Origin of the sequence: Companilactobacillus paralimentarius (genome assembly GCF_963227125.1) — a bacterium.
In the GTDB taxonomy this organism is placed as follows: domain Bacteria; phylum Bacillota; class Bacilli; order Lactobacillales; family Lactobacillaceae; genus Companilactobacillus; species Companilactobacillus paralimentarius.
In genome coordinates this window covers 805,961-826,168 of the sequence record NZ_OY724131.1, presented here as the reverse complement: position 1 = coordinate 826,168, position 20,208 = coordinate 805,961, and the positions used below count along the sequence as shown (strand labels likewise).

The 20,208-nt window shown below is 37.1% G+C and carries 18 protein-coding genes and 1 tRNA gene; 5 read left to right on the top strand and 14 right to left on the bottom strand.

The window, feature by feature from the left end; all coding sequences use genetic code 11:
- Positions 1-58: 58 nt before the first annotated feature.
- The 7 genes from ACI6PB_RS03840 to ACI6PB_RS03810 form a co-directional block, all read right to left on the bottom strand.
- The gene (locus ACI6PB_RS03840) at positions 59-1,600 is read right to left on the bottom strand and encodes a ClC family H(+)/Cl(-) exchange transporter (protein ID WP_025085071.1); all 1,542 of its coding nucleotides are present in this window, start codon (positions 1,598-1,600) and stop codon (positions 59-61) included.
- Positions 1,601-1,614: 14 nt separating this feature from the next.
- Complete coding sequence (locus ACI6PB_RS03835; protein ID WP_309511139.1) at positions 1,615-2,673, bottom strand: oxidoreductase; 1,059 nt, start codon at positions 2,671-2,673, stop codon at positions 1,615-1,617.
- Between the two features lie 103 nt (positions 2,674-2,776).
- The gene (gene eno / locus ACI6PB_RS03830) at positions 2,777-4,078 is read right to left on the bottom strand and encodes a phosphopyruvate hydratase (protein WP_025085073.1); all 1,302 of its coding nucleotides are present in this window, start codon (positions 4,076-4,078) and stop codon (positions 2,777-2,779) included.
- A gap of 84 nt (positions 4,079-4,162) precedes the next feature.
- Positions 4,163-4,915: a triose-phosphate isomerase gene (gene tpiA / locus ACI6PB_RS03825; RefSeq protein ID WP_025085074.1), complete on the bottom strand. Its 753-nt coding sequence runs from the start codon at positions 4,913-4,915 to the stop codon at positions 4,163-4,165.
- Between the two features lie 28 nt (positions 4,916-4,943).
- On the bottom strand, positions 4,944-6,158 hold the full coding sequence (locus ACI6PB_RS03820; RefSeq protein WP_056955957.1) for a phosphoglycerate kinase: 1,215 nt from the start codon (positions 6,156-6,158) through the stop codon (positions 4,944-4,946).
- Between the two features lie 115 nt (positions 6,159-6,273).
- A complete protein-coding gene (gene gap / locus ACI6PB_RS03815; protein ID WP_054643117.1) occupies positions 6,274-7,302 on the bottom strand; it encodes a type I glyceraldehyde-3-phosphate dehydrogenase in 1,029 nt (342 codons plus the stop codon).
- 33 nt (positions 7,303-7,335) lie between these two features.
- On the bottom strand, positions 7,336-8,382 hold the full coding sequence (locus ACI6PB_RS03810; RefSeq protein WP_025085076.1) for a sugar-binding transcriptional regulator: 1,047 nt from the start codon (positions 8,380-8,382) through the stop codon (positions 7,336-7,338).
- A 224-nt stretch (positions 8,383-8,606) separates the two neighbouring features.
- Between ACI6PB_RS03810 and ACI6PB_RS03805 the strand changes: the two genes are divergently transcribed.
- Positions 8,607-8,678: transfer RNA gene (locus ACI6PB_RS03805), tRNA-Arg, on the top strand.
- A gap of 132 nt (positions 8,679-8,810) precedes the next feature.
- On the opposite strand, the gene ACI6PB_RS03800 is transcribed toward ACI6PB_RS03805, so the two are convergent.
- From ACI6PB_RS03800 to ACI6PB_RS03770, 7 genes are all read right to left on the bottom strand, one after another.
- The gene (locus ACI6PB_RS03800; protein ID WP_025085077.1) at positions 8,811-9,599 is read right to left on the bottom strand and encodes an alpha/beta fold hydrolase; all 789 of its coding nucleotides are present in this window, start codon (positions 9,597-9,599) and stop codon (positions 8,811-8,813) included.
- A gap of 129 nt (positions 9,600-9,728) precedes the next feature.
- Positions 9,729-10,346 (bottom strand): malonate decarboxylase holo-ACP synthase, encoded by a 618-nt coding sequence (locus ACI6PB_RS03795; RefSeq protein WP_025085078.1) that lies wholly within the window; start codon positions 10,344-10,346, stop codon positions 9,729-9,731.
- Positions 10,340-11,998: a biotin-independent malonate decarboxylase subunit beta gene (mdcD, locus tag ACI6PB_RS03790; RefSeq protein ID WP_404327789.1), complete on the bottom strand. Its 1,659-nt coding sequence runs from the start codon at positions 11,996-11,998 to the stop codon at positions 10,340-10,342. The genes ACI6PB_RS03795 and mdcD overlap by 7 nt, the downstream gene beginning before the upstream one ends.
- Entirely contained in the window at positions 11,988-12,284 is a 297-nt protein-coding gene (locus ACI6PB_RS03785) for a malonate decarboxylase subunit delta (RefSeq protein WP_025085080.1), read from the bottom strand. The genes mdcD and ACI6PB_RS03785 overlap by 11 nt, the downstream gene beginning before the upstream one ends.
- Positions 12,285-12,298: 14 nt before the next feature.
- The gene (locus ACI6PB_RS03780) at positions 12,299-13,093 is read right to left on the bottom strand and encodes a triphosphoribosyl-dephospho-CoA synthase (protein ID WP_404327788.1); all 795 of its coding nucleotides are present in this window, start codon (positions 13,091-13,093) and stop codon (positions 12,299-12,301) included.
- 3 nt (positions 13,094-13,096) lie between these two features.
- Positions 13,097-14,737, bottom strand: coding sequence for a malonate decarboxylase subunit alpha (mdcA, locus tag ACI6PB_RS03775; RefSeq protein WP_404327787.1), 1,641 nt, complete (start codon positions 14,735-14,737; stop codon positions 13,097-13,099).
- A 3-nt stretch (positions 14,738-14,740) separates the two neighbouring features.
- Positions 14,741-15,640, bottom strand: a complete 900-nt coding sequence (locus tag ACI6PB_RS03770) for an ACP S-malonyltransferase (RefSeq protein WP_404327786.1) — start codon at positions 15,638-15,640, stop codon at positions 14,741-14,743.
- Between the two features lie 133 nt (positions 15,641-15,773).
- On the opposite strand from ACI6PB_RS03770, the gene ACI6PB_RS03765 reads away from it, so the two are divergent.
- From ACI6PB_RS03765 to ACI6PB_RS03750, 4 genes are all read left to right on the top strand, one after another.
- Complete coding sequence (locus ACI6PB_RS03765; RefSeq protein ID WP_404279742.1) at positions 15,774-16,649, top strand: LysR family transcriptional regulator; 876 nt, start codon at positions 15,774-15,776, stop codon at positions 16,647-16,649.
- An 85-nt stretch (positions 16,650-16,734) separates the two neighbouring features.
- On the top strand, positions 16,735-17,859 hold the full coding sequence (locus ACI6PB_RS03760; RefSeq protein ID WP_404327785.1) for an acyltransferase family protein: 1,125 nt from the start codon (positions 16,735-16,737) through the stop codon (positions 17,857-17,859).
- Positions 17,860-17,961: 102 nt separating this feature from the next.
- Positions 17,962-18,549, top strand: coding sequence for an ATP-dependent Clp protease proteolytic subunit (locus tag ACI6PB_RS03755; RefSeq protein ID WP_025085087.1), 588 nt, complete (start codon positions 17,962-17,964; stop codon positions 18,547-18,549).
- Positions 18,550-18,772: 223 nt separating this feature from the next.
- Positions 18,773-20,167 (top strand): DHA2 family efflux MFS transporter permease subunit, encoded by a 1,395-nt coding sequence (locus ACI6PB_RS03750; protein WP_309511143.1) that lies wholly within the window; start codon positions 18,773-18,775, stop codon positions 20,165-20,167.
- The last annotated feature ends 41 nt before the right edge of the window (positions 20,168-20,208 follow it).

Here is a 20,208-nt window from a genome sequence, read left to right as displayed (position 1 = left end):
TCATGGTGTTGAAAGCTGAAATCACTTCTAAAACAATAACATAAAATGGGTCAAATTTCTAGTTAATTCCATTAATCATGTTCTTTAACTTTCGTGATATTTTAGCTCTCTGACCAGCATTTACCATAACTACAATCCTATCTCCCGCTTTGATAAGCGTATCGCCATTAGGTATCAATTGACGTTCTCCTCGATAAACCCCAACAACCAAAATATCTTTGGGAAATGGAATGTCACGTATATATTTACCATCGATTGAACTACCCTCATAAATTGGTACTTCCAAGCGATCAGTAAACTTACTAACACGATTTAAATAGTCAGAATTTAAGTTCAATCTTTCTTTCAATGATTCATAAATTGGTGCTCCATTTAATAGATCCACCACAATATATGCCACCAGTGACAACACAGCCAAAGGCATCAAGTGCTTCAAGGAACCAACCATTTCGGTTACTAGAATAATTGCTGTAAATGGTGCTTTACCGATACAAGCAAAATAACCGGCCATCGCAAAAATAATCAAATTACTTTCAAAGGCAATTGGTAACAAACCTAATTGATTCATCACTACTGCATAGATGGCACCAATAATAGCTCCCAAGTTTAAAATAGGCAGAAAAATACCACCGGGTAGGCCCGATCCATATGAAATCATTGAATAAACAAATCTCAAAATTAATAATCCTAATAAAAGTAAGAGACTTGTTCCGTATTTATCTAAATTGATGATAATTCCATTACCACCACCGATAAATTGTGGAACAGCCATTCCAATGGGAATAATTAGGATCAAAGGAATAATACCATGGATAAACCGAGGTAATCTGGTCTTTTCGTAAATTGATGGCATTGCTAACAAAACAATTTGATAGAGTCGTCCCATTAGTCCTAAAATAATTCCCAAAATAACTAAATGCCAATAATATTTTATCGGCAAACTATATTGATATGGTACTTGTAAAACAGGTTGTAAGCCAAAGACGTAGAGTGAAATAACATTGGCACTAACTGCACTAGCTAAAGAGGTTACCCAAACTAATGGTGAAAAATTGTGATAAACCTCTTCCAAAACAAACATTGCACCTGCAATTGGTGCGCTAAATGCTGCTGCTAAACCAGCTGCTGCTCCACTAGCTATCAAGACTCGTTGATTTACACCACGATTATCATGTGTTAATTCACCAACACCTTGTCCAATAGCTGAACCTAATTGAATTGAAGGTCCTTCACGTCCTAGAAAAAGGCCAGGACCGATACTCAAAATACCTCCGACAAACTTACGCCACAAAATTGACCACCACTTTAGATGCATTTCGCCACCTAATTGAGCTTCAACTTGAGGAATACCTGAACCAGAAATATTGGGTTCTTTCTTAAGCAAATAGCCAACAAAGATTGCCACAACAATCATGGCAATCAATAAACCAATTAATAAACTTAAATTGCTTCTAGCTGTTACATAAAGTCCTTGAAAAACTTTTAATGATTGACCTATTGACCATCTAAACATACTTACAACAATTCCTGAAATTACTCCGACCAGAACACCTTCCAAAGTCAGTTTTAACTTCTCATTATCAGTAATTGCTATCTTCATTTTTATCCCCTACATTAAAAGTTTAGTTTTGGAACATCATAAACTGATGGTGATGGTTGATAGAAACCAGCTTCAAGCAATTCCATATCAGTTAAAATTTCTTCATCAGTTACCAATCTTGGCTTCTTATTAACTAATGTTTGATAAACCGAATCATAATACAAACCATAATCTCCTAATGGTGTCTTAATCTGTTTTTCAATCCAATCCCCATTAGCGTTACGATACTTAGCCAGGCCATAATACATCGGACTATCTTCTCCAAATCCAGGTGTACCTGGCATAATACCAGCCTTAAGATCATTTTCCTGTTGGTCAGCACCATACTTGATAAATGAACCATTCATACCATGAACAATAAAACGAGGATACTCTTTGGCAACATCAGTACTTACTTTGACCTTAACCTTCATTTTTGTGCCATAATGCAAATCAACATCGAAATAATTATCCACAGCATCACTAACTTCGGTGTTACGGATATCGTAAACAACCTTATCCGGGCGGCCAAAGATAGCAACCATACGATCCATCAAATGAATCCCTAAGCCATAGAATTCGCCTTGCTCTTTTGTTTCCTTACCGTTAACTGTATTAGGACGATAATAATCAATATGTGATTCAACCTCGACAATATCACCCAAGAATCCTTGATCAATAACTTGTTTGGCGGCCAAATAGTCACCATCAAAACGACGATTTTGATATGGCATAACCAAAACATTATTATCTTTACCTAATTGAATCAATTCCCGTGCATGATCCAAAGTATCAACAAATGGTTTTTCAACGATGACTGACTTCTTAGCTTCAATTACATTCTTAGCTAATTGATAATGTGTTTGAGCTGGAGTACAAATTGTTACTAAATCAATTTCAGGATCATTCAAAATATCATTTAAATCATTAGTAAAGTTAACCCCTTTATCACGATAGGGTTTAGCTAAAACTTCATTAACTGCCTTACGTGTATAAACCGTCTTCACTTGAAAGTCATTTCGAATATTCAAATATGGCAAATGGTAGCGATTGGCTGATTTACCAAATCCAATAAATGCAATTTTTAACGTCATTTAATTCTCCTCCAACTATTTATGATCTACTTATATATTGTACAAAAAAAAAGACACAAAAAAAACAGCCCTAAGGCTGTTTTAATCAATTACTTAAAAGTAATTATTTGTTTAAGTTATAGAAACTCTTGATACCCTTGTATTCTGATTGGTCACCAAGTTGATCTTCAATTCTCATCAATTGGTTGTACTTAGCAATACGGTCTGTACGGCTCATTGAACCAGTCTTGATTTGACCTGCGTTTGTAGCAACAACAAGGTCAGCAATTGTAGTATCTTCTGTTTCACCTGAACGGTGAGAAACAACGGCTGTAAAGCCAGCTTCTTTAGCCATTTCAATAGCTTCGAATGTTTCTGTAAGTGTACCGATTTGGTTAAGCTTGATAAGGATTGAGTTTGAAACTCCCATCTCAATACCCTTCCTCAAGTAGTCTGTGTTTGTAACGAACAAGTCATCACCAACAAGTTGTACTTTCTTACCAAGTTTAGCAGTAACTTTTTGCCAGTCTTCCCATTCGTTTTCATCGATAGGATCTTCGATTGTAACAACTGGGTACTTGTCAACGATACCATCAAGCAAGTCGATAAATTCGTCTGTTGAAAGAACAGCACCGTTTTCGCCTTCACCCTTTAGTTCGTACTTGTGAGTGTCTTTGTTGTAGAATTCTGATGAAGCACAGTCAAAACCAATAGCAACGTCGTCGCCAGGTTTGTAACCAGCTTTTTCAATAGCTTCAACCAAGATCTTGAATGGAGCTTCGTTGTTTTCAAGGTCAGGAGCGAAACCACCTTCATCACCAACAGCTGTGTTCAAGCCACGGCTTTCAAGAACCTTCTTCAATGATTGGAAAGTTTCTGAACCCATACGTACGGCTTCACGCATTGATTTTGCACCAACAGGTACAATCATGAATTCTTGGAAGTCAACGTTGTTATCAGCATGCTTACCACCATTGATAACGTTCATCATAGGTGTTGGCAATACATGAGCATTAGGACCACCAAGGTATTCGTACAATGGAAGACCTAATTCATCAGCAGCAGCACGAGCAGCAGCAAGTGAAACACCAAGAATAGCGTTAGCACCTAAAGTACCCTTGTTTGGTGTACCGTCAAGGTCGATCATAGCTTGGTCAATGGCACGTTGGTCAGTAACGTCCATGCCGATAACCTTTTTAGCAATCTTGTCGTTTACGTTAGCAACGGCTTTAAGAACACCTTTACCACCAAAACGTGATTTGTCGCCATCACGTAATTCAACAGCTTCGTGTTCACCAGTTGAAGCACCTGATGGAACAAGTGCGCGGCCAAAGCCACCTAGTTCAGTATATAGTTCAACTTCAACAGTTGGGTTACCACGTGAATCAAGAACTTCACGGCCTAAAATATCAGTAATTACAGACATATTTTAAAAATCTCCTTTATGATTTTAATACAACACAATTTTAACCTTTTTGGCACTTAAAATAAATAACTTATATAAAACTAATTATTTATTGAAGTTAGCCAAAGCAATATATGATTCTGGATCCATTGATGCACCACCAACAAGTCCACCATCAATATCTTCTTTAGCCATTAATTCTTTAACGTTAGCAGGTTTTACAGAACCACCGTAAAGGATACGTACTTTATCAGCAGTGTCAGCATCGTACAAGCTAGCAATCTTTTCACGGATTACGTGAACCATTTCTTGTGCTTGATCAGCAGTAGCAGTCTTACCAGTACCGATAGCCCAGATTGGTTCGTAAGCGATAACTGATTTAGCTAAGTCAGCAGCAGAAATGCCTTTAACAGCATTTTCGATTTGACCTGTTACCCAGTCTTCAGCTTTTCCAGCTTCACGTTGTTCTAGAGTTTCACCACAACAAATGATAGGTAGCATGTTGTTCTTCAAGATAGCAAGAGCTTTCTTGTTGATGTCTTCATCAGTTTCACCGAAGTATTGTCTTCTTTCTGAGTGACCAATGATTACATAGTCGATACCCATTTCGTCAAGTGCCTTAGGTGAAGTTTCACCAGTAAATGCACCGGCATCTTCAAAGTATGAGTTCTCAGCAGCTGTCTTCAATGGTGTGCCTTCTGCACCTGCAACAAGTGTTGTAAGATCGATGGCTGGAGCACCAATGATAGTTTCAACGCCAGATTCTGGCAACTTACCTTTGATACCGTCTAAAAATTCTTGGGTTTCTTTAGGATTTTTGTTCATCTTCCAGTTACCCGCAATAATAGGTGTACGCATAAATTAATTCTCCTCTGAAAAATAATAATTATTTATCTGAAATTGAGTCGATACCAGGTAATACTTTACCTTCAAGATATTCTAGTGAAGCACCACCACCAGTTGAGATGTGTGTTAGCTTATCAGCAATGCCAAGACTCTTAGCAGCAGCAGTTGAGTCACCACCACCAACGATAGTAATAGCATCTGTCAAGCTACCCATAGCACGTCCAACTTCTAGTGTACCTTCAGCAAACTTGCTCATTTCGAATGCACCCATTGGTCCATTCCATACAACAGTCTTTGCACCCTTTAACTTGTCTTGGAACAATTTAACTGTCTTAGGTCCGATATCAAGAGCCATTTCATCATCAGGAATGTCAACACCATCTGTTGTTGTAGCTTCAGCGTCGTTTGAGAATTCCTTAGCAACGATATGATCTACAGGAAGAACAATCTTGTCGCCAGCTTTTTGAAGGAGGTCTTTAGCTAGTTCAACTTTATCTTCTTCGAATAGAGACTTACCAATCTTGTGGCCTTGAGCAGCTAAGAATGTATAAGCCATACCACCACCGATTAAGATGTGGTCTGATTTTGGAATTAAGTTTTCAATAACACCAATCTTATCTGAAACCTTTGCACCACCAAGGATTGTTACGAATGGGTGTACAGGATTGTCAACGGCGTTACCTAAGAACTTGATTTCCTTTTCCATTAAGAAACCAGCAGCAACTGGTTTACCAGCAGCCTTCATAGCTGTTGAAATACCAACGTTTGAAGCATGGCTTCTGTGGGCTGTACCGAAAGCATCGTTGATAAATACGTCACCAAGTGATGCCCAGTATTCGCCAAGTTTAGGATCGTTCTTGCTTTCACGTTTGCCGAAGTCGTTATCGATATCTTGGAAACGAGTATTTTCCATCAATAGGATTTGACCGTCTTTAAGATTGTTGATAGCATCTTCAAGTTCTTTACCTTCGTTAGTTGGTACGAACTCTACAGGCATGCCGCTTAATTCTTGAAGTTTAGCAGCAACTGGCTTCAATGATAAAGCTTTCTTGTCTTCGTCACTCTTAATACGACCCAAGTGAGATAGCAAGATAACCTTTCCACCATGTTCTGAAACATATTTGATTGTTGGGATAGCACCAACGATACGGTTTGTATCGCCGACAACACCATCTTTAATAGGAACGTTGAAATCAACACGCATTAAGACTTTTTTGCCTTTTACGTCAACGTCAGAAACAATAAGTTTAGCCATTGTAAATAAATCCTCCAATATTTTCCTTAAAAAAAAGCGGAAGGAGTTTTCCTCCCTCCGCCAATTTAAATCACACTAAATTAGGTTTTCGTGATTACTAGTTTAGATTAATGAATTAGTCTAATGTAGCAAACTTTTCAAGTGTACGAACCATTTGTGCTGTAAATCCTGATTCATTGTCATACCAAGCAACAGTCTTTACAACTTGTGAGTCGCCCTTACCAACAATTTGTGTTTGTGTTGGGTCAAAGATTGAACCGAATGATGTACCGATAACATCTGAAGATACGATTTCATCATCGTTGTAACCGAATGAAGGGTTGTTTTCTGTATACTTCTTGATTGCAGCATTAACTTCGTCAACTGTAACTTCTTTACCAAGAGTTGCAACTAATTCTGTAACTGAACCTGTGATAACTGGAACACGTTGTGCATGTCCATCAAGCTTACCCTTCAATGCAGGAACAACAAGACCTAAGGCCTTAGCAGCACCAGTTGAATGAGGGATGATGTTAGCAGCAGCAGCACGTGCAGCACGAACATTACCTTTACGTTCTGGACCATCTTGAAGTTTTTGTGTAGCTGTGTAAGCATGGATTGTTGTCATTGTACCAGCTTTAATACCGAATTCTTCGTTTACGGCATTTGCTAGAGGTGCAAGACAGTTTGTTGTACATGAACCAGCTGAAGCGATCTTAACGTCGTTTGTTAGGATGTCATCATTAACACCGTAAACAACTGTAGGCATAGCACCTGATGGAGCTGAGATCAATACACGTTTTGCACCAGCATCCAAGTGAGCTTGTGCTTTTTCTTCTGATGTGTAGAAACCAGTACATTCAAGAACGATATCAACACCGTCGTTAGCAACCCATTTAAGGTCTGCAGCGTTCATTTCAGCATATACAGGGATCTTCTTACCGTCAACAACGATAGCGTTGTCAGCAGCTTCAATCTTATCGATTTCGAAGTTACCATGAGCTGTATCATACTTCAATAGGTGAGCAAGCATAGCAGGTGAAGTTAAATCGTTAATTGCAACAACTTCCAAATCTGTCTTGCCAGCTGCTTGAAGTGCAGCGATACGGCGGAATGCCAAACGACCGATACGGCCAAATCCATTAATACCAACTTTTGTAGTCATACAAAAATTCCTCCTTCAGGAAATAAAAAAATATTATTTTAAAGGGTTATCCCTTAAAATCAGTTTTGAGGCACCTTCATCAGTAATTAAGATTGTATGATGAGGTGCGTTTTTCATATATGATTGAATTGCATTAGCTTTACTCTCGCCACCAGCAATTGCAATCACATATTCTATTCTATCAAGGTCCCGGACATGAAGTCCAATCCTAGGTACCTTATAAACAAGCTTACCATTTTGATCAAAGAAATCACCAAATGCTTCTGAAACAGCTCTTCCACTGTCTACCACATTCTGTTCTTTAGAAGAAAGATTTCTTCTCTCAGCCATGACGCTTGCGGTGCCAATGCTGTGAATAACAACATTACTTCTATATATTAAATCAAGAACCGACTTAATTGAAGTCTCTTTTTGCAAAGATTCAAAACTTTTTTCAGAAATATCTTCTGGAAGATACAATGCCCGGTACTGACCCTGTGTTCTAGAAGCCATTTCCGCACAAACACTGTTAGCTTGAATTGCAACTGACTCACCAACACCACCGCGAGCTGGTAAAAATACCAGTTGACGGTTCTTCGACAAATCAGATGAAAGATTTCTTGCAACTTGAGCTAAGGTGCTACCACCCGTGACAGAAATCATCGATTGTCCTGTCGGCAACAGTGTTCCTAAAAGTTGATTAAGTCTTCTACCGAATGAATCAACTACACGATGCTGTTTATCAGCATTACCTGGTAAAACAATACATCTACTAATTCCAAGTTTACTACTCAATTGTTTTTCCAATAAGGCAGTTCCCTGGTAGTCAGCCAACACATCCGTCAATCTAATTACAACGTCGCTACCTGTCTTTGTCAAAGACATTCCAGATTTCGAAGAAATAATCAAACCTTGCTTTCTCAACAAGTCAGTCTCTGTTCTTAACCCACGTTCAGTAATGTTAAGATCATCAGCCAACACTCTGCGCCCGATAGGCTCCATTAATGAGATACTCTGAAGTATTTTAAATCGCTTTTCCAGAGTCTTAATGAAGTCTGGGGCAACTAAATCCAGCAATTCTAAATCTTCATTATTAGTCATTTGATATACTCCATGGGGCAAGTACTGTCCCTGTATGTCTGTTTACGACCCATGTACTCAAAAAATAAAAGCCCAGATGATTAAATCTCATCTCCTAAGCACAACTAATAGTATAAACTCTCTTGTGAATATTTCAAGTGATATGCGATAAAAAGTGAAAGTTATATTAATTTTTTTAGAGATTTACTTTTTACCCTATGATGAGCTAAAATTATATTGTGCTTGCGCTGCTAGTGTAATGGATAGCACACAGGATTCCGGTTCCTGGGATGTGGGTTCGACTCCCACGTGGCGCATAATTGTTTCACAAAGTCCTAACTATAAGTGTTGATAATTCAACATTTAAATTGTTTTATACCTATAACAAGAATTATTCTATATAAAAGCAAGATAATCTTTCGGGTTTTACTCCTAGGATTATCTTGCTTTTATTTTCTACAGCTACTAAGGACAAAATGACGTAAAACTTGATTAAATTCATCAGGAACTTCAGCCATAATATCGTGACCACTATTATTCATAGTAAATGTCTTAACTTTAGGATTGGCTTTTGCCATTACTTCACCAAAGCGGTAGTCAAAATATGGACTCTGCTTAGCAACAATCAAGGTTACTGGTACCTGCGTATTAGTGAGTACACTTCGCCAATCCTTTTGCACATGATCAAACAATAACGGCAAAGTTCGTTCCCTATCAAATGGATGCATGGCCTTGGCCTGATTTAAATCCTCGAAAACTCGATTATCTAATCCATGCAAGGTTTCATGAACATTATTTTTTTGAACCAATTTAGATTGAAAGTTATCAGCTGTTATATCTTCAAAACCATATGTCCAATTTTTATCATTCAACATTTTGGGAGACTGATCAATCGCCATGACTGCTTTTACTTTATTATTTCTCTGTAAATAACTATAGCAGACACTAGCTCCCATTGAATGACCTATTAATATTGGAGCATCCAATTTTAAGTAGTCAATTAAGGTTTCCAAATCATCTGTTAATTGTTTTAGTGTTAGATTTTTATCAGTTCGTTCCGATTGTCCGTGATTACGATGATCGTACGTAATTATTTGATAACGCATCCCCAAAAAATATTCTACTTGTAAATTCCAAATTTCTTGATATCCACCAAATCCTTCAACAAAGATAATTGGTTGTCCTTGACCATGAACTTGATAATTAAGTCGTACTCCATCATTTGTAACTAGTTCCATGTATCTCTCTCCCCTAGATTTCAATACTATTTTCGTCAAAAAACATTCTTTATTCACTATATTGCACAAAAACACATTTATCCACTAGAAATAAAAATTCCACCAACCTATCTAGATTGATGGAATTTTTTATTTTAGCCAGGGATCTTTCACTAAAATGGGATCTTCTAAAGTTTTCATCATAATGGTTGAAGTACTATTTGCGTACTCCTCCAAAGAAAAACCATTGTTCCCTTGAATAACCTGTAAATCTGCGTGAATACCAAATTGATTCAATTCTTTCAATAACGAACTAGCCTCATTCTTATTAATTGAATGTTCTGGTAACCAAACTAAATCTAAATCACTTGTCATTTTAGCTGCACGAGTACCAGTTGCCAATTCAAAACCAACACTGCCACTGATTCCCCAATGATAATTATGTAAAACTTCATTAATTTTTGGTAATGCCTTAATAGCCGGTAGTATTTGGCGCTCTGGAATAGTTTTTTTCCAAGCTTTCCTTTCGACCAATTCATAGGGTGTCGTAACTTTAAGTACATCCTTAGGATCAACATATGTTGCAAAACGATGTTCCCGTTTCATCCCTCTAACGCCAACGGGAATTCTCCCTGCTCTCATAGGACTACGTCTCACCACAACTGTTAAGGAATTGGGAAAAATAGAATTAGCCCAGCTTGGCAATTCCTCTGACAAAGCTGAAATAGAGTCGATTTTTAACAAGTCATGCGGATTAATTTCTACCATTGTTCATCAACTAGTTTACGAACTTTTAAGGTTGCCTTACGTCCACTTTCTTTAGCAATTGGTGTTTCATAACGGAAATGTAACGTTCTATCACCGTTTAAACCATCGATAGCACCATCAATGATTTGATTGATCTTTGCAACATTTTCACCAGTAGCTTCCCATGAACCGATACCCTTAACTAACTTGTACAAAGCACCAAGTTTTTCATAGTTATCAATATCATAAGCCATAGCTGGAACATGCTTTGTAGCTTCTTCTAGTTCGGCAATAGTTCTTTGAGTAATACGAGCTGCACTAGCCTTTGACATAGCTTGAATAGTGATAGAATCATCATCCAAAGCAATCATGCGATTAGATTGTAAGCCGTGAGCTAAGAAACCACCGGATACAGCATCACCAGGAATAAAGTCAATTACAGGATGACCTGCTTGTCTAGCTTTAGCATAAGCTGCTGCACTAGAACCTAAGGCAACATGGATACCGATCAATTCTTCTTGATAGCCGTAGGCTTGACTAGGTACATCAACAATTAAAATAATTGGACGTTTAACATCTTTATCCTTATCTTCAGCAACTACTTTATTAATAACACTAGCAACTGCAAAGCCTTCCTGTAAACCAACTTCACCATTTCTAACACGTGGAAAATCATTATCAGCATCAGGTACGATAGCAACATACTCTTTGCCGCCTTTTTGTGCGTGCAAAACGGTTGAAACGGAACTAGTAGCATTCTTGATACCAGTCATCTTTTCAAACCAAACTCGACCGCGACTCTTAGTACCTTCCTCAGAACCAGCTACAGCTTCCGGAATATCATGTTTTGTTACTTCAACATTCTTATAAAGTTTATTGTAACTTTCAATATCCAATTTCTTACTCAAATCTAATTGATCTAACAAGCTGAGATAGAAATCGACATTTTCAGTACGATGAGCATCTTTTTTAGTCTTAATTTCATTAATGATTGAATTTTTAATATTATCAACCGTATCATCAACAACTTCATCAACTAAACCGGTTGCCAATCTTTGTTTAGTACCCAAAGTGTTCCAAATCAAATCTTTATCACTAGAGTCAAATTCACGAACACCAGCTTCTTGTTCAATAACTTCTGGTCCATTTAAAGCAATTCTAGCTTTATTAGTAGCAATCAAATATGACAAGATTGAAGCTGTGATTGACATACCACCGAAAGATCCAACACGTCCTGGTACTAATCCAATTACTGGAACATACTTCTTCAACGCAATAACGGCATTTTGAATTTCTGAAATAGATAACAATCCGTAGTTGGCTTCTTGTAGACGAACACCACCAGTATCTAAAATGATGATTGGATAAATGGTTTTACCATTCTTGTTATCTTCTAGGGCTTTTTCCAATGCTGCGACAATTTTGGCACCACTGACTTCACCGATACCACCACCTTGGAATTTACCTTCAATAGAAACAACTAAAACGTTATTACCAGCGATTTTACCTTTCATCAAAACAATTCCATCATCACTCTCTGGAACAATATTTTGAGGTTCCAAATGAGGTGAGATCATATCATCAAGTGGGCCAACCATTTCCTTGGAAGTACCAGCATCTAACAATGAAAGTGCACGTTCACGCGCATGTAATTCAACAAAACTATTTTTCATCTTTTAGTTCCTCCAATGCTTGAGTTAAACGAAGATTAACAACTCCTGGAGTTGAACCAAAGTCATTAATTTCAATATTGGCTTGAATTGGATATCTGTCAAAGAAACGTTTCAAGACATTTGCCCAAACTTCTTTGAAACCATCACTACCAGTTACGATATTAACTTCTGTTTTTTTATCTGTTGGTCTAAAAATAACTTCGAGATCACCAGATGCAACAACTCCAACATGGACTGGTTTAGCAATTGCATCAGTTGTATCGAAATTAAAATGTAATTTTTCCATTTTTTTCTCCGTTTCTAATTTAAATGTTTTAAGAAGTAACTTGCAGCGAATAGATCTGCACAGCCACCGGGTGAAATATTGTATTCTTTTGTAAATTCTTTAAGGATGCGAAATTTTGGATTGTCTAATACAGACTGTTTAGAAACAACAATTTCTGCTGACAAGGTTTGAAATTGTTGTAAAACTTGTAAATTACTACGATATACAACATTTGTGTCATTAACATTGCTGTACAAAAGCAATAATCGTTTAAGCCAAATATCATAATCGTCTGCTTCTGGATGAAAACTCAATATTTTAGATACATTAGCAAATCCACTTTGAGCTTCACCTTTAGCGCCATTCAAAGCGTACTTTTGTTTAGTGATCATCCCATGAGTTTTCTGGGTTACGGGGGCATATTTATCAGGCATTCTCGATAATTTTTTGACCCCAGCGAAAATAGTTTCCAAATCATTTGTTTGTAGACTACTAATTACACTGATCAAAAGCCCCATACTCCAAATAGCTCCCTTATGAGTATTAATTCCGTTGGTTGCTTTAAACATATCCTTTTCAGACATACGACCTATGCGACCTACTTCTTCACGTAAGTTTAGGTCTAAGGGATGTCGATATGAAACACGAATCATTTCTTCAAAACCAGCTAACAAGCTATCGGCAGATCTATAAAACAAATCGATATCCATATCCGTATGGGACCCATTCGACTTTGCATCAACCAATCCCGGTTTAGGCGAAAATGATACTTCCCATTTCAATGCGGTTACTGCTTGTTGAGCTAATTTTAAATATTCAGTTTCAATCATTAACTATGACCAACTTCTGAATTTAGCCGGTGGATTATAGAGTCCATCAGACCACTTAACTAGATCATCCATATTTTGTGCGGCAAGAAGAGATCTCTTAGCTTCACTACGGTGAACACCTAAGTCTTCAGGGAGGGCCACAATACCTTTAGCACGTAATTCTTTTAATTGTTTAGGATTGCTTCTCAAACCAACCGGTGTGACGCCAGCAATAGCTTCAATAGCGGCTTGTCTTTCAGCCATACTGTCAGTCTTGTACAAGTAAGCAATACCTTCTTCAGTAACAATATGTGTAGTATCTTCGCTATAGATCATAATCGGTACATTAGCCAACTTAGCCTCTTTCTGAACCTCTTCAGCATCCAAATGATCAACGAAGACTGGCTTCTTATTTGAACCAAAAGTCTCAACCATTTGTACAACTAATTTTTGACCTTTACCTAATGGATCATCATCAGGACGCAAGCTTTGCCAAGCTGGTGTTGAATGACGACGACCATGTGGATTACTACCCATGTTAGGAGCACCACCGAAACCAGATAGACGACCATTAGTTACGGTTGAAGAGTTACCATACTTATCAATTTGCAATGTTGAACCGACAAACATATCCAAAGCATATTGACCAGTCATTTGACCAAAGGCACGGTTAGAACGCATACTACCATCTTTCCCAACAAAGAAAATGTCAGGGCGATGAGCAATATAGTTTTCCATACCAACTTCACCACCGAAACTGTGAATTGTTTTGACCCAACCACTTTCAATTGCTGGAATCAAAGTTGGCGTAGGGTTAACTTCCCAGTTAGGTACGATCTTACCCTTCAAACCTAATTGTTCACCATAAGTTGGTAATAAGAGTTCAATAGCAGCAGTATTAAAACCAACACCGTGGTTAACTGTTTGTACATTGTGTTTTTCATAAATTCCACGAATTGCCATCATTCCCATAAGAATTTGTAATTCTGTGACATTTTGTGGATCTCTTGTAAATAGAGGTTCCAATTGATAAGGCTCGTCAGCGGGTATAACAATATCAACCCAATCACCAGGAATATCAACACGTGGAACTTTATCAACAATTTCATTTGCTTGAACAATAACAATTCCATCTTTAAATGCGGCTGATTCAACAATTACTGGTGTCTCTTCCGTATTAGCACCCGTATAGAGATTACCTTCACGGTCAACCTTATCTGCAGCTACCAAAACTACGTTAGGAATCAGGTCAACATATAGACGAGCATATAATTCCAAATAAGTATGAATATCACCAACTTCCATTGTTCCGTCAGCAATCATTTGTGAAATTCTAGTGCTTTGTGGTCCTGCAAATGAGAAATCCAACTTCTTAGCAATACCTGTTTCAAAAATATCCAAATGCTCTGGACGTGACACACTTGACATAATCATGTGTAAATCATGTACTTTTTCAGGATCAACTGAAGCTAAGGTCTCAGATAAGAAACTGGCTTGCTTTTGATTATCTCCTTCCAAAACGACCTTGTCGCCTGGTTTAATAATGCTTTCTAATAATTCTTTAGCGTTTTCTGTTTTAACTAATTTTCCATCCAAAAGTGATGAAATACTTGCCATCTTAGCGGCTTTATTATCACGGTTTTGGGTCCAACTTCTATTAGCCATTGATTATCCTCTTTTCCATTTTTTTAACAAAAATTCAATATCATCAAGACTCATATTTTTCATGGTGATAGTTCTAAAATCAGGGAACTTGCTCTTAACCAATTTGGTAAAGGTTTGTCCAGGTTGAACTTCTAGTGTTGTGTCAACACCTAACTCTGATGCTACGTCCATCATTGTGTCCCAATAGACGGGATGAACAAGATTGTTGATCATATCATATTTAACTTCCGTCACCTTTTTACTTGCGTGACCATTGTAGTTAGCTAAATATGTACATTGCAGATCATGCAATTCCACTTTAGATAATTCTTGCTTCAAGACATTTGCAACCTTTTGCATCAGCGGAGAATGTGATGGTACAGGAACTTTCAATAAAACAGTCTTTTGTGCCCCAGTTTCTTTAGCTAGAGTTAGGACTTTATCTATTCCAATTAATGAACCCGAAATAACAGTTTGCAATTCCGAATTTTGATTAGAAGTAAAGACCGGCTGCTGATCACTATTAATCTTCTTCACCAAAGTAGAAACTTCTTTTCTTGTTAAACCAACGATTGCACCCATGCCGTATCCAGTTGGATACGATTTTTGCATCTCGGTTGAACGAACATAAACAATCTTAATTGCATCGTCTTCACTAATAACTCCTGCCGCCACAGCAGCTGCAAAAATTCCTAGTGAGTGTCCGGCAACGGCATCAGGCTTTTGCTGGATTGCTTTCAATTGTCGAATATCAAATAATTGTAATAATAAAATTCCTAATTGGATCTGAATTGAATCTTGGTAAGCTTCCGCTGTATCTTTCAATTCAACACCAGTTAGTTTTTTTACTCGTTGAATCATTTCCGGTGGAACTTCACTTAACATCCCACTTCTTTGGCCGCCTTGGCCTGGAAATATCCACAAGGTTTTGATAATTAATCACCTCCAACAATCCTTCTTATTGATCTCACAGATTCAGTATAATTACCGATACATAACATGTATAATATATAAAAAGCAAGATACTTAACCATTTGGTTATGAATGGAGTATATCTATGAATCTAAATCAATTGACTTATTTTGTTGTTGTCGCAAATCAAGAAAGCATCACTAAAGCAGCTAAGATTCTTTATGTCTCTCAACCAGCTGTCAGCAAAACTATTAAACAGTTAGAAGATGAATTAAGTACGAAACTCTTTGATCGTACAGGTAGAACTTTGAAACTAAACCGAGCTGGTAAATTATTTTACAGTTACGTGAATGACAGTTTAGAGGAATTGAACCGTGGTATTTCAGCTGTCAAAGGTGGTCTAGATCAGACCCAATATCCAATTTCATTATTAATGGAAGTGGCTTCCCCCTTCATCCCTTCGATTGTTACCAGCATTCAAGAAAAATTCCCCAACGTTAGATTAAATATTGCTCAACATAACGTCAGGGAAACAGATTTCAAACAATTTGATTTTATTATTACCAGTACCCCACTGCAGGGCTTAACTAACGTACCTGTTTTAAAGGAAGAAATTTTTGTCGGTTGGAATATCAACTACGGTTATAGCCAACATTTCGTTAAACCGGAGGAACTCATTTCCGAAAAGATGATTGGTCTTTCAGCTAATAATCCCTTGCGTGTAACAATCGATAAATATTTTTTAAAACGTGATATCACTTTAAATTACAAGTACGAAGCCGATGATCCAGCCACAGTTAGGGGAATTATTGAAGCTGGCGTCGGTTTGAGTTTCATTCCTTCAGTCACTTGGCAGACAATCAGTGCAAAAGTCCAATTAGCTCGGCTAACACCTGATCCCCTCCAACGAACGATTTATCTCTGTTCACCTCACAAAAATCTAACTAATATTCAACGTGAAATCAGTAATGAATTAATCTTAATCTTCCTATCTTTCCAAAGATCTGAATTAAAAATTTAGTTGCATTTATTTTAGTATGAGAATATATTAAGTCTAATGATTTCCTTTTGTTGGTCTCACAATTTTACAAGGGGAGATTTATCACATGAAAATAAAAAAAGACATTACACCCAAGGCTGATATAGGCGACTATATGAAGGTCTTTGCTTGTACTGCCGTTATGATGCAGACTGTGCTCAGTTTAGTTTTATCAACCAATCCCAGTTTTAGTTACCAAACTCCAATCGGAATTATTTACAATTTGGTGAAGTTTACGGCTCCAGCCTTTATTTTTGGTATTTTATATACCACGACTAGAACTACTAACGAAAACACTTGGGGAGATTATGGTAGCTATTTGAAAAAACAATGGTCTGCTCTTTTTGTACCTACAATTTGGTGGACCCTCGCTTACTTATTGATTTTTCCAAATTTTCAACAAGTTAACAAGTTCAATAATTTTGGATCATTTTGCTGGCACTTCATTAACGGGAATGCCGCTCCACACTTGTGGTATAACACCATGATGTTACAATTCATCATTCTAATGCCGTTCTTTTGGGCACTAGCTCACTGGATCAAGAACAACAATACTCGTGGTATTATTACAATTACTTTGACCGTCGTATTCTTTGCTGCCTGGATCTACTTCTATGATGTTCAAGTCTTTCATGGTCCTCATGAACAAAGTTGGTACTTATTAGATAGAATCTTTATCAGTTTCGTAATTTACGGTATTTTCGGTGTTGTTGCTTGGATGTTCCGTGACAAATTTGAAAAATTTCTCAAAAAAACTTTTCCTATTTTAATAATTTTAATTATTGCCGTCTTCTATTGGACTAACCATGAATTATTTGCTTTCGGTTATCCAGTTAAATTGAGCAATGCTCCCTATTACAAACCTTCGATGACTCTTTATGCTTTATTGGTTATTGGCCTAGTAGCCACATTAGCTATTCGTCATATCAACACTGACTCCAAAGCTTTACCAATTTTCCACTTCTTAGCTACTTATGCCTACCGAGCTTACTTGTCTAACGTCTTCTGGCTTCAAATCATCTGGCGTTTAGGTAGCAATTTCTTACCTCAAATCAATCCTATTGCAACTATTATTATTTGCTATTTGTTAACTTGGATACTATCATTTGCTTCAGCTTATACTTTCCATATTCTTTGGTTTAAGGTCAAATCTGCGGTTACTAAACCTACCGTTCAAACTGAGACTAAATAATTATTTTTATTTCTTGAGCTTTGTTTGTTGACCCAATATTAATTGTATGCTAAATTAGCACTGTGCTATTAAGAGTGCTAATTAAAAACAGGAGGCATTTTAATGTTAGTTCCTACAGTTGTTGAACAAAGTTCTCGTGGCGAACGTGCCTACGATATTTACTCAAGATTATTAAAAGATAGAATCATTATGTTATCTGGTGAAGTTAACAGCCAAATGGCTAATACAGTTATCGCCGAATTACTATTCCTCGATGCTCAAGATTCAGATAAGGATATTTCCATGTATATCAACTCACCCGGTGGTTCAGTTACCGACGGTTTAGCTATCATGGATACAATGAATTTCGTTAAATCCGATATACAAACAATTGCTACAGGGATGGCTGCATCAATGGCCAGTGTCCTATTGTCAGCAGGTACTAAGGGTAAGAGATTTGCTCTTCCAAATTCAACCGTTCTTATTCACCAACCATTAGGTGGAGCTCAAGGTCAACAAACAGAAATTGAAATTGCTGCTCAAGAGATCTTGAAGACAAGAAAGAGATTGAATCATATTTTGGCTGATAACTCAGGTCAAACATTTGAAAAACTTCAAAAAGATACTGACCGTGACAATTACATGACAGCCCAAGAAGCTAAAGATTATGGTTTGATCGACGAAATCATGACAAACAAAGCTGATAAATAGTTATAGAATGAGCAAGTACGGTTCTCAATCGGAGGAAGTTTCCCTTGAGTAACTTTTTTCCACTACTTACCATATAACAACAGTTATTTAGATCAGGACATTTTGTCCTGATCTTTTTTTATCTCCTTTTGAAAGCGCTATACAACAGGCATTCGATTGGACACCTTTTTTATTTTAGTCTATCCTTAAATTGTTCTTAGATTAAACAAAAGGGGTCTTTTTTATGAATAAGGGCGAAATCAAAAATAGCCTGGCTCGGAAGTTATTCATCATAACTTTGTTATCCGGGACCTTTACAATGTCGATCAGCCAATCTTCACTTTCAACGGCTTATCCGACATTAATGAAATTCTTTGGCGTAACAGCACCAACGATTCAGTGGTTAACAACGGGATTCATGTTGATCATGTGTATCATGATGCCGATTAGTCCATGGTTATTAAACAATTTTTCGTTTAAAAAAATCTTTCTCAGTGTCGTTGGTATCTTCTCAATTGGTACCTTAATTATTATTGTTGCACCAAACTTTCCAATGGCCATGCTAGGGCGGGCTCTGGAAGCGATTAGTGTAGGTGTTTTGTTCCCATCATTTCAATCAGTCCTACTAACCATCACACCTGAAAGTAAACGTGGTGCCACAATGGGCTACGCTGGTTTGGTTATGGGTTCCGCTTTAGCTTCAGGTCCTATTATTTCCGGTATTGTTTTAAACTTTTTACAATGGCAAGGACTTTTCGTCATCTTCTTATTGATCATGATTATTATTTTTATCAGTGCTCTCTTCAATATCAAAGACGTTATGCCTCGTCATAAAGCTAGTCTTGATCTTATTTCAACAATTTATCTACTTGGTATTATCGGATTACTCTATGTTGTCAATCAAGCCGGCAGCACTAGAAGTTTCTCAACTAACTTGGTTATTCTCTTAGTTATCAGTATTATTTTGACCGTTCTTTTCATACACCGTCAATTAACTAAAGATAAACCTCTACTAGATTTAAAAGTTATGAAGAATTTTAATTTTGATTTGGCTGTTTTATTAACTGGCTTTTCATACATTTCTTTAATTGTTGTAACAATTATCTATCCGCTTTATTATCAGAACATTTTACATGTTTCAGTTTTAATGTCTGGTTTGGCACTGGTCCCACCAGCTATTGTCCTAAGTATCTTAAATCCTCTTACTGGTAGATTAGCTGATAAGATTGGATTCAAAGCCACTTTAATTTCCGGAATGTCAATGATCGTTATTGGTTGGTTCTTGCTTTTCATTCTCCATACTAAATTGGGTATTCTACCAATGATTCTAATTGCCATTTTAATTGAAGGTGGTAATGCTTTCGTTATGATGCCGGCTACAACTTTAGGTGGTAATTCCTTATCAGAAGCGTTAATTCCTCATGGAACGGCAATTATAACGACTGTTAGACAATTACTCGGTTCATTGGGTGTTAGTCTTGCTACTTTGATTTTAGTTACAACTAATCAAAAATATCATTTGCCAGCCAATAATGGATTAATTGGTTTTCAACATGTCTTTGCCTTCTTCTTCGGAATGGCAGTTATTGGTTTTATCTTTGCTTTATTGATTAAAAATCATAAAAAGAGCAATGTGTAAAATTGGCTTCTTAATATAACAAAAGAGTCTTCATACCAACT

Coding starts and splice junctions, on each gene's coding strand:
- ACI6PB_RS03840 (WP_025085071.1), bottom strand. CDS start 1,600: ATGAAGATAGCAATTACTGATAATGAGAAGTTAAAACTGACTTTGGAA.
- ACI6PB_RS03835 (WP_309511139.1), bottom strand. CDS start 2,673: ATGACGTTAAAAATTGCATTTATTGGATTTGGTAAATCAGCCAATCGC.
- eno (WP_025085073.1), bottom strand. CDS start 4,078: ATGTCTGTAATTACTGATATTTTAGGCCGTGAAGTTCTTGATTCACGT.
- tpiA (WP_025085074.1), bottom strand. CDS start 4,915: ATGCGTACACCTATTATTGCGGGTAACTGGAAGATGAACAAAAATCCT.
- ACI6PB_RS03820 (WP_056955957.1), bottom strand. CDS start 6,158: ATGGCTAAACTTATTGTTTCTGACGTTGACGTAAAAGGCAAAAAAGTC.
- gap (WP_054643117.1), bottom strand. CDS start 7,302: ATGACTACAAAAGTTGGTATTAATGGATTTGGCCGTATCGGTCGTTTG.
- ACI6PB_RS03810 (WP_025085076.1), bottom strand. CDS start 8,382: ATGACTAATAATGAAGATTTAGAATTGCTGGATTTAGTTGCCCCAGAC.
- ACI6PB_RS03800 (WP_025085077.1), bottom strand. CDS start 9,599: ATGGAACTAGTTACAAATGATGGAGTACGACTTAATTATCAAGTTCAT.
- ACI6PB_RS03795 (WP_025085078.1), bottom strand. CDS start 10,346: ATGGTAGAAATTAATCCGCATGACTTGTTAAAAATCGACTCTATTTCA.
- mdcD (WP_404327789.1), bottom strand. CDS start 11,998: ATGAAAAATAGTTTTGTTGAATTACATGCGCGTGAACGTGCACTTTCA.
- ACI6PB_RS03785 (WP_025085080.1), bottom strand. CDS start 12,284: ATGGAAAAATTACATTTTAATTTCGATACAACTGATGCAATTGCTAAA.
- ACI6PB_RS03780 (WP_404327788.1), bottom strand. CDS start 13,093: ATGATTGAAACTGAATATTTAAAATTAGCTCAACAAGCAGTAACCGCA.
- mdcA (WP_404327787.1), bottom strand. CDS start 14,737: ATGGCTAATAGAAGTTGGACCCAAAACCGTGATAATAAAGCCGCTAAG.
- ACI6PB_RS03765 (WP_404279742.1), top strand. CDS start 15,774: ATGAATCTAAATCAATTGACTTATTTTGTTGTTGTCGCAAATCAAGAA.
- ACI6PB_RS03760 (WP_404327785.1), top strand. CDS start 16,735: ATGAAAATAAAAAAAGACATTACACCCAAGGCTGATATAGGCGACTAT.
- ACI6PB_RS03755 (WP_025085087.1), top strand. CDS start 17,962: ATGTTAGTTCCTACAGTTGTTGAACAAAGTTCTCGTGGCGAACGTGCC.
- ACI6PB_RS03750 (WP_309511143.1), top strand. CDS start 18,773: ATGAATAAGGGCGAAATCAAAAATAGCCTGGCTCGGAAGTTATTCATC.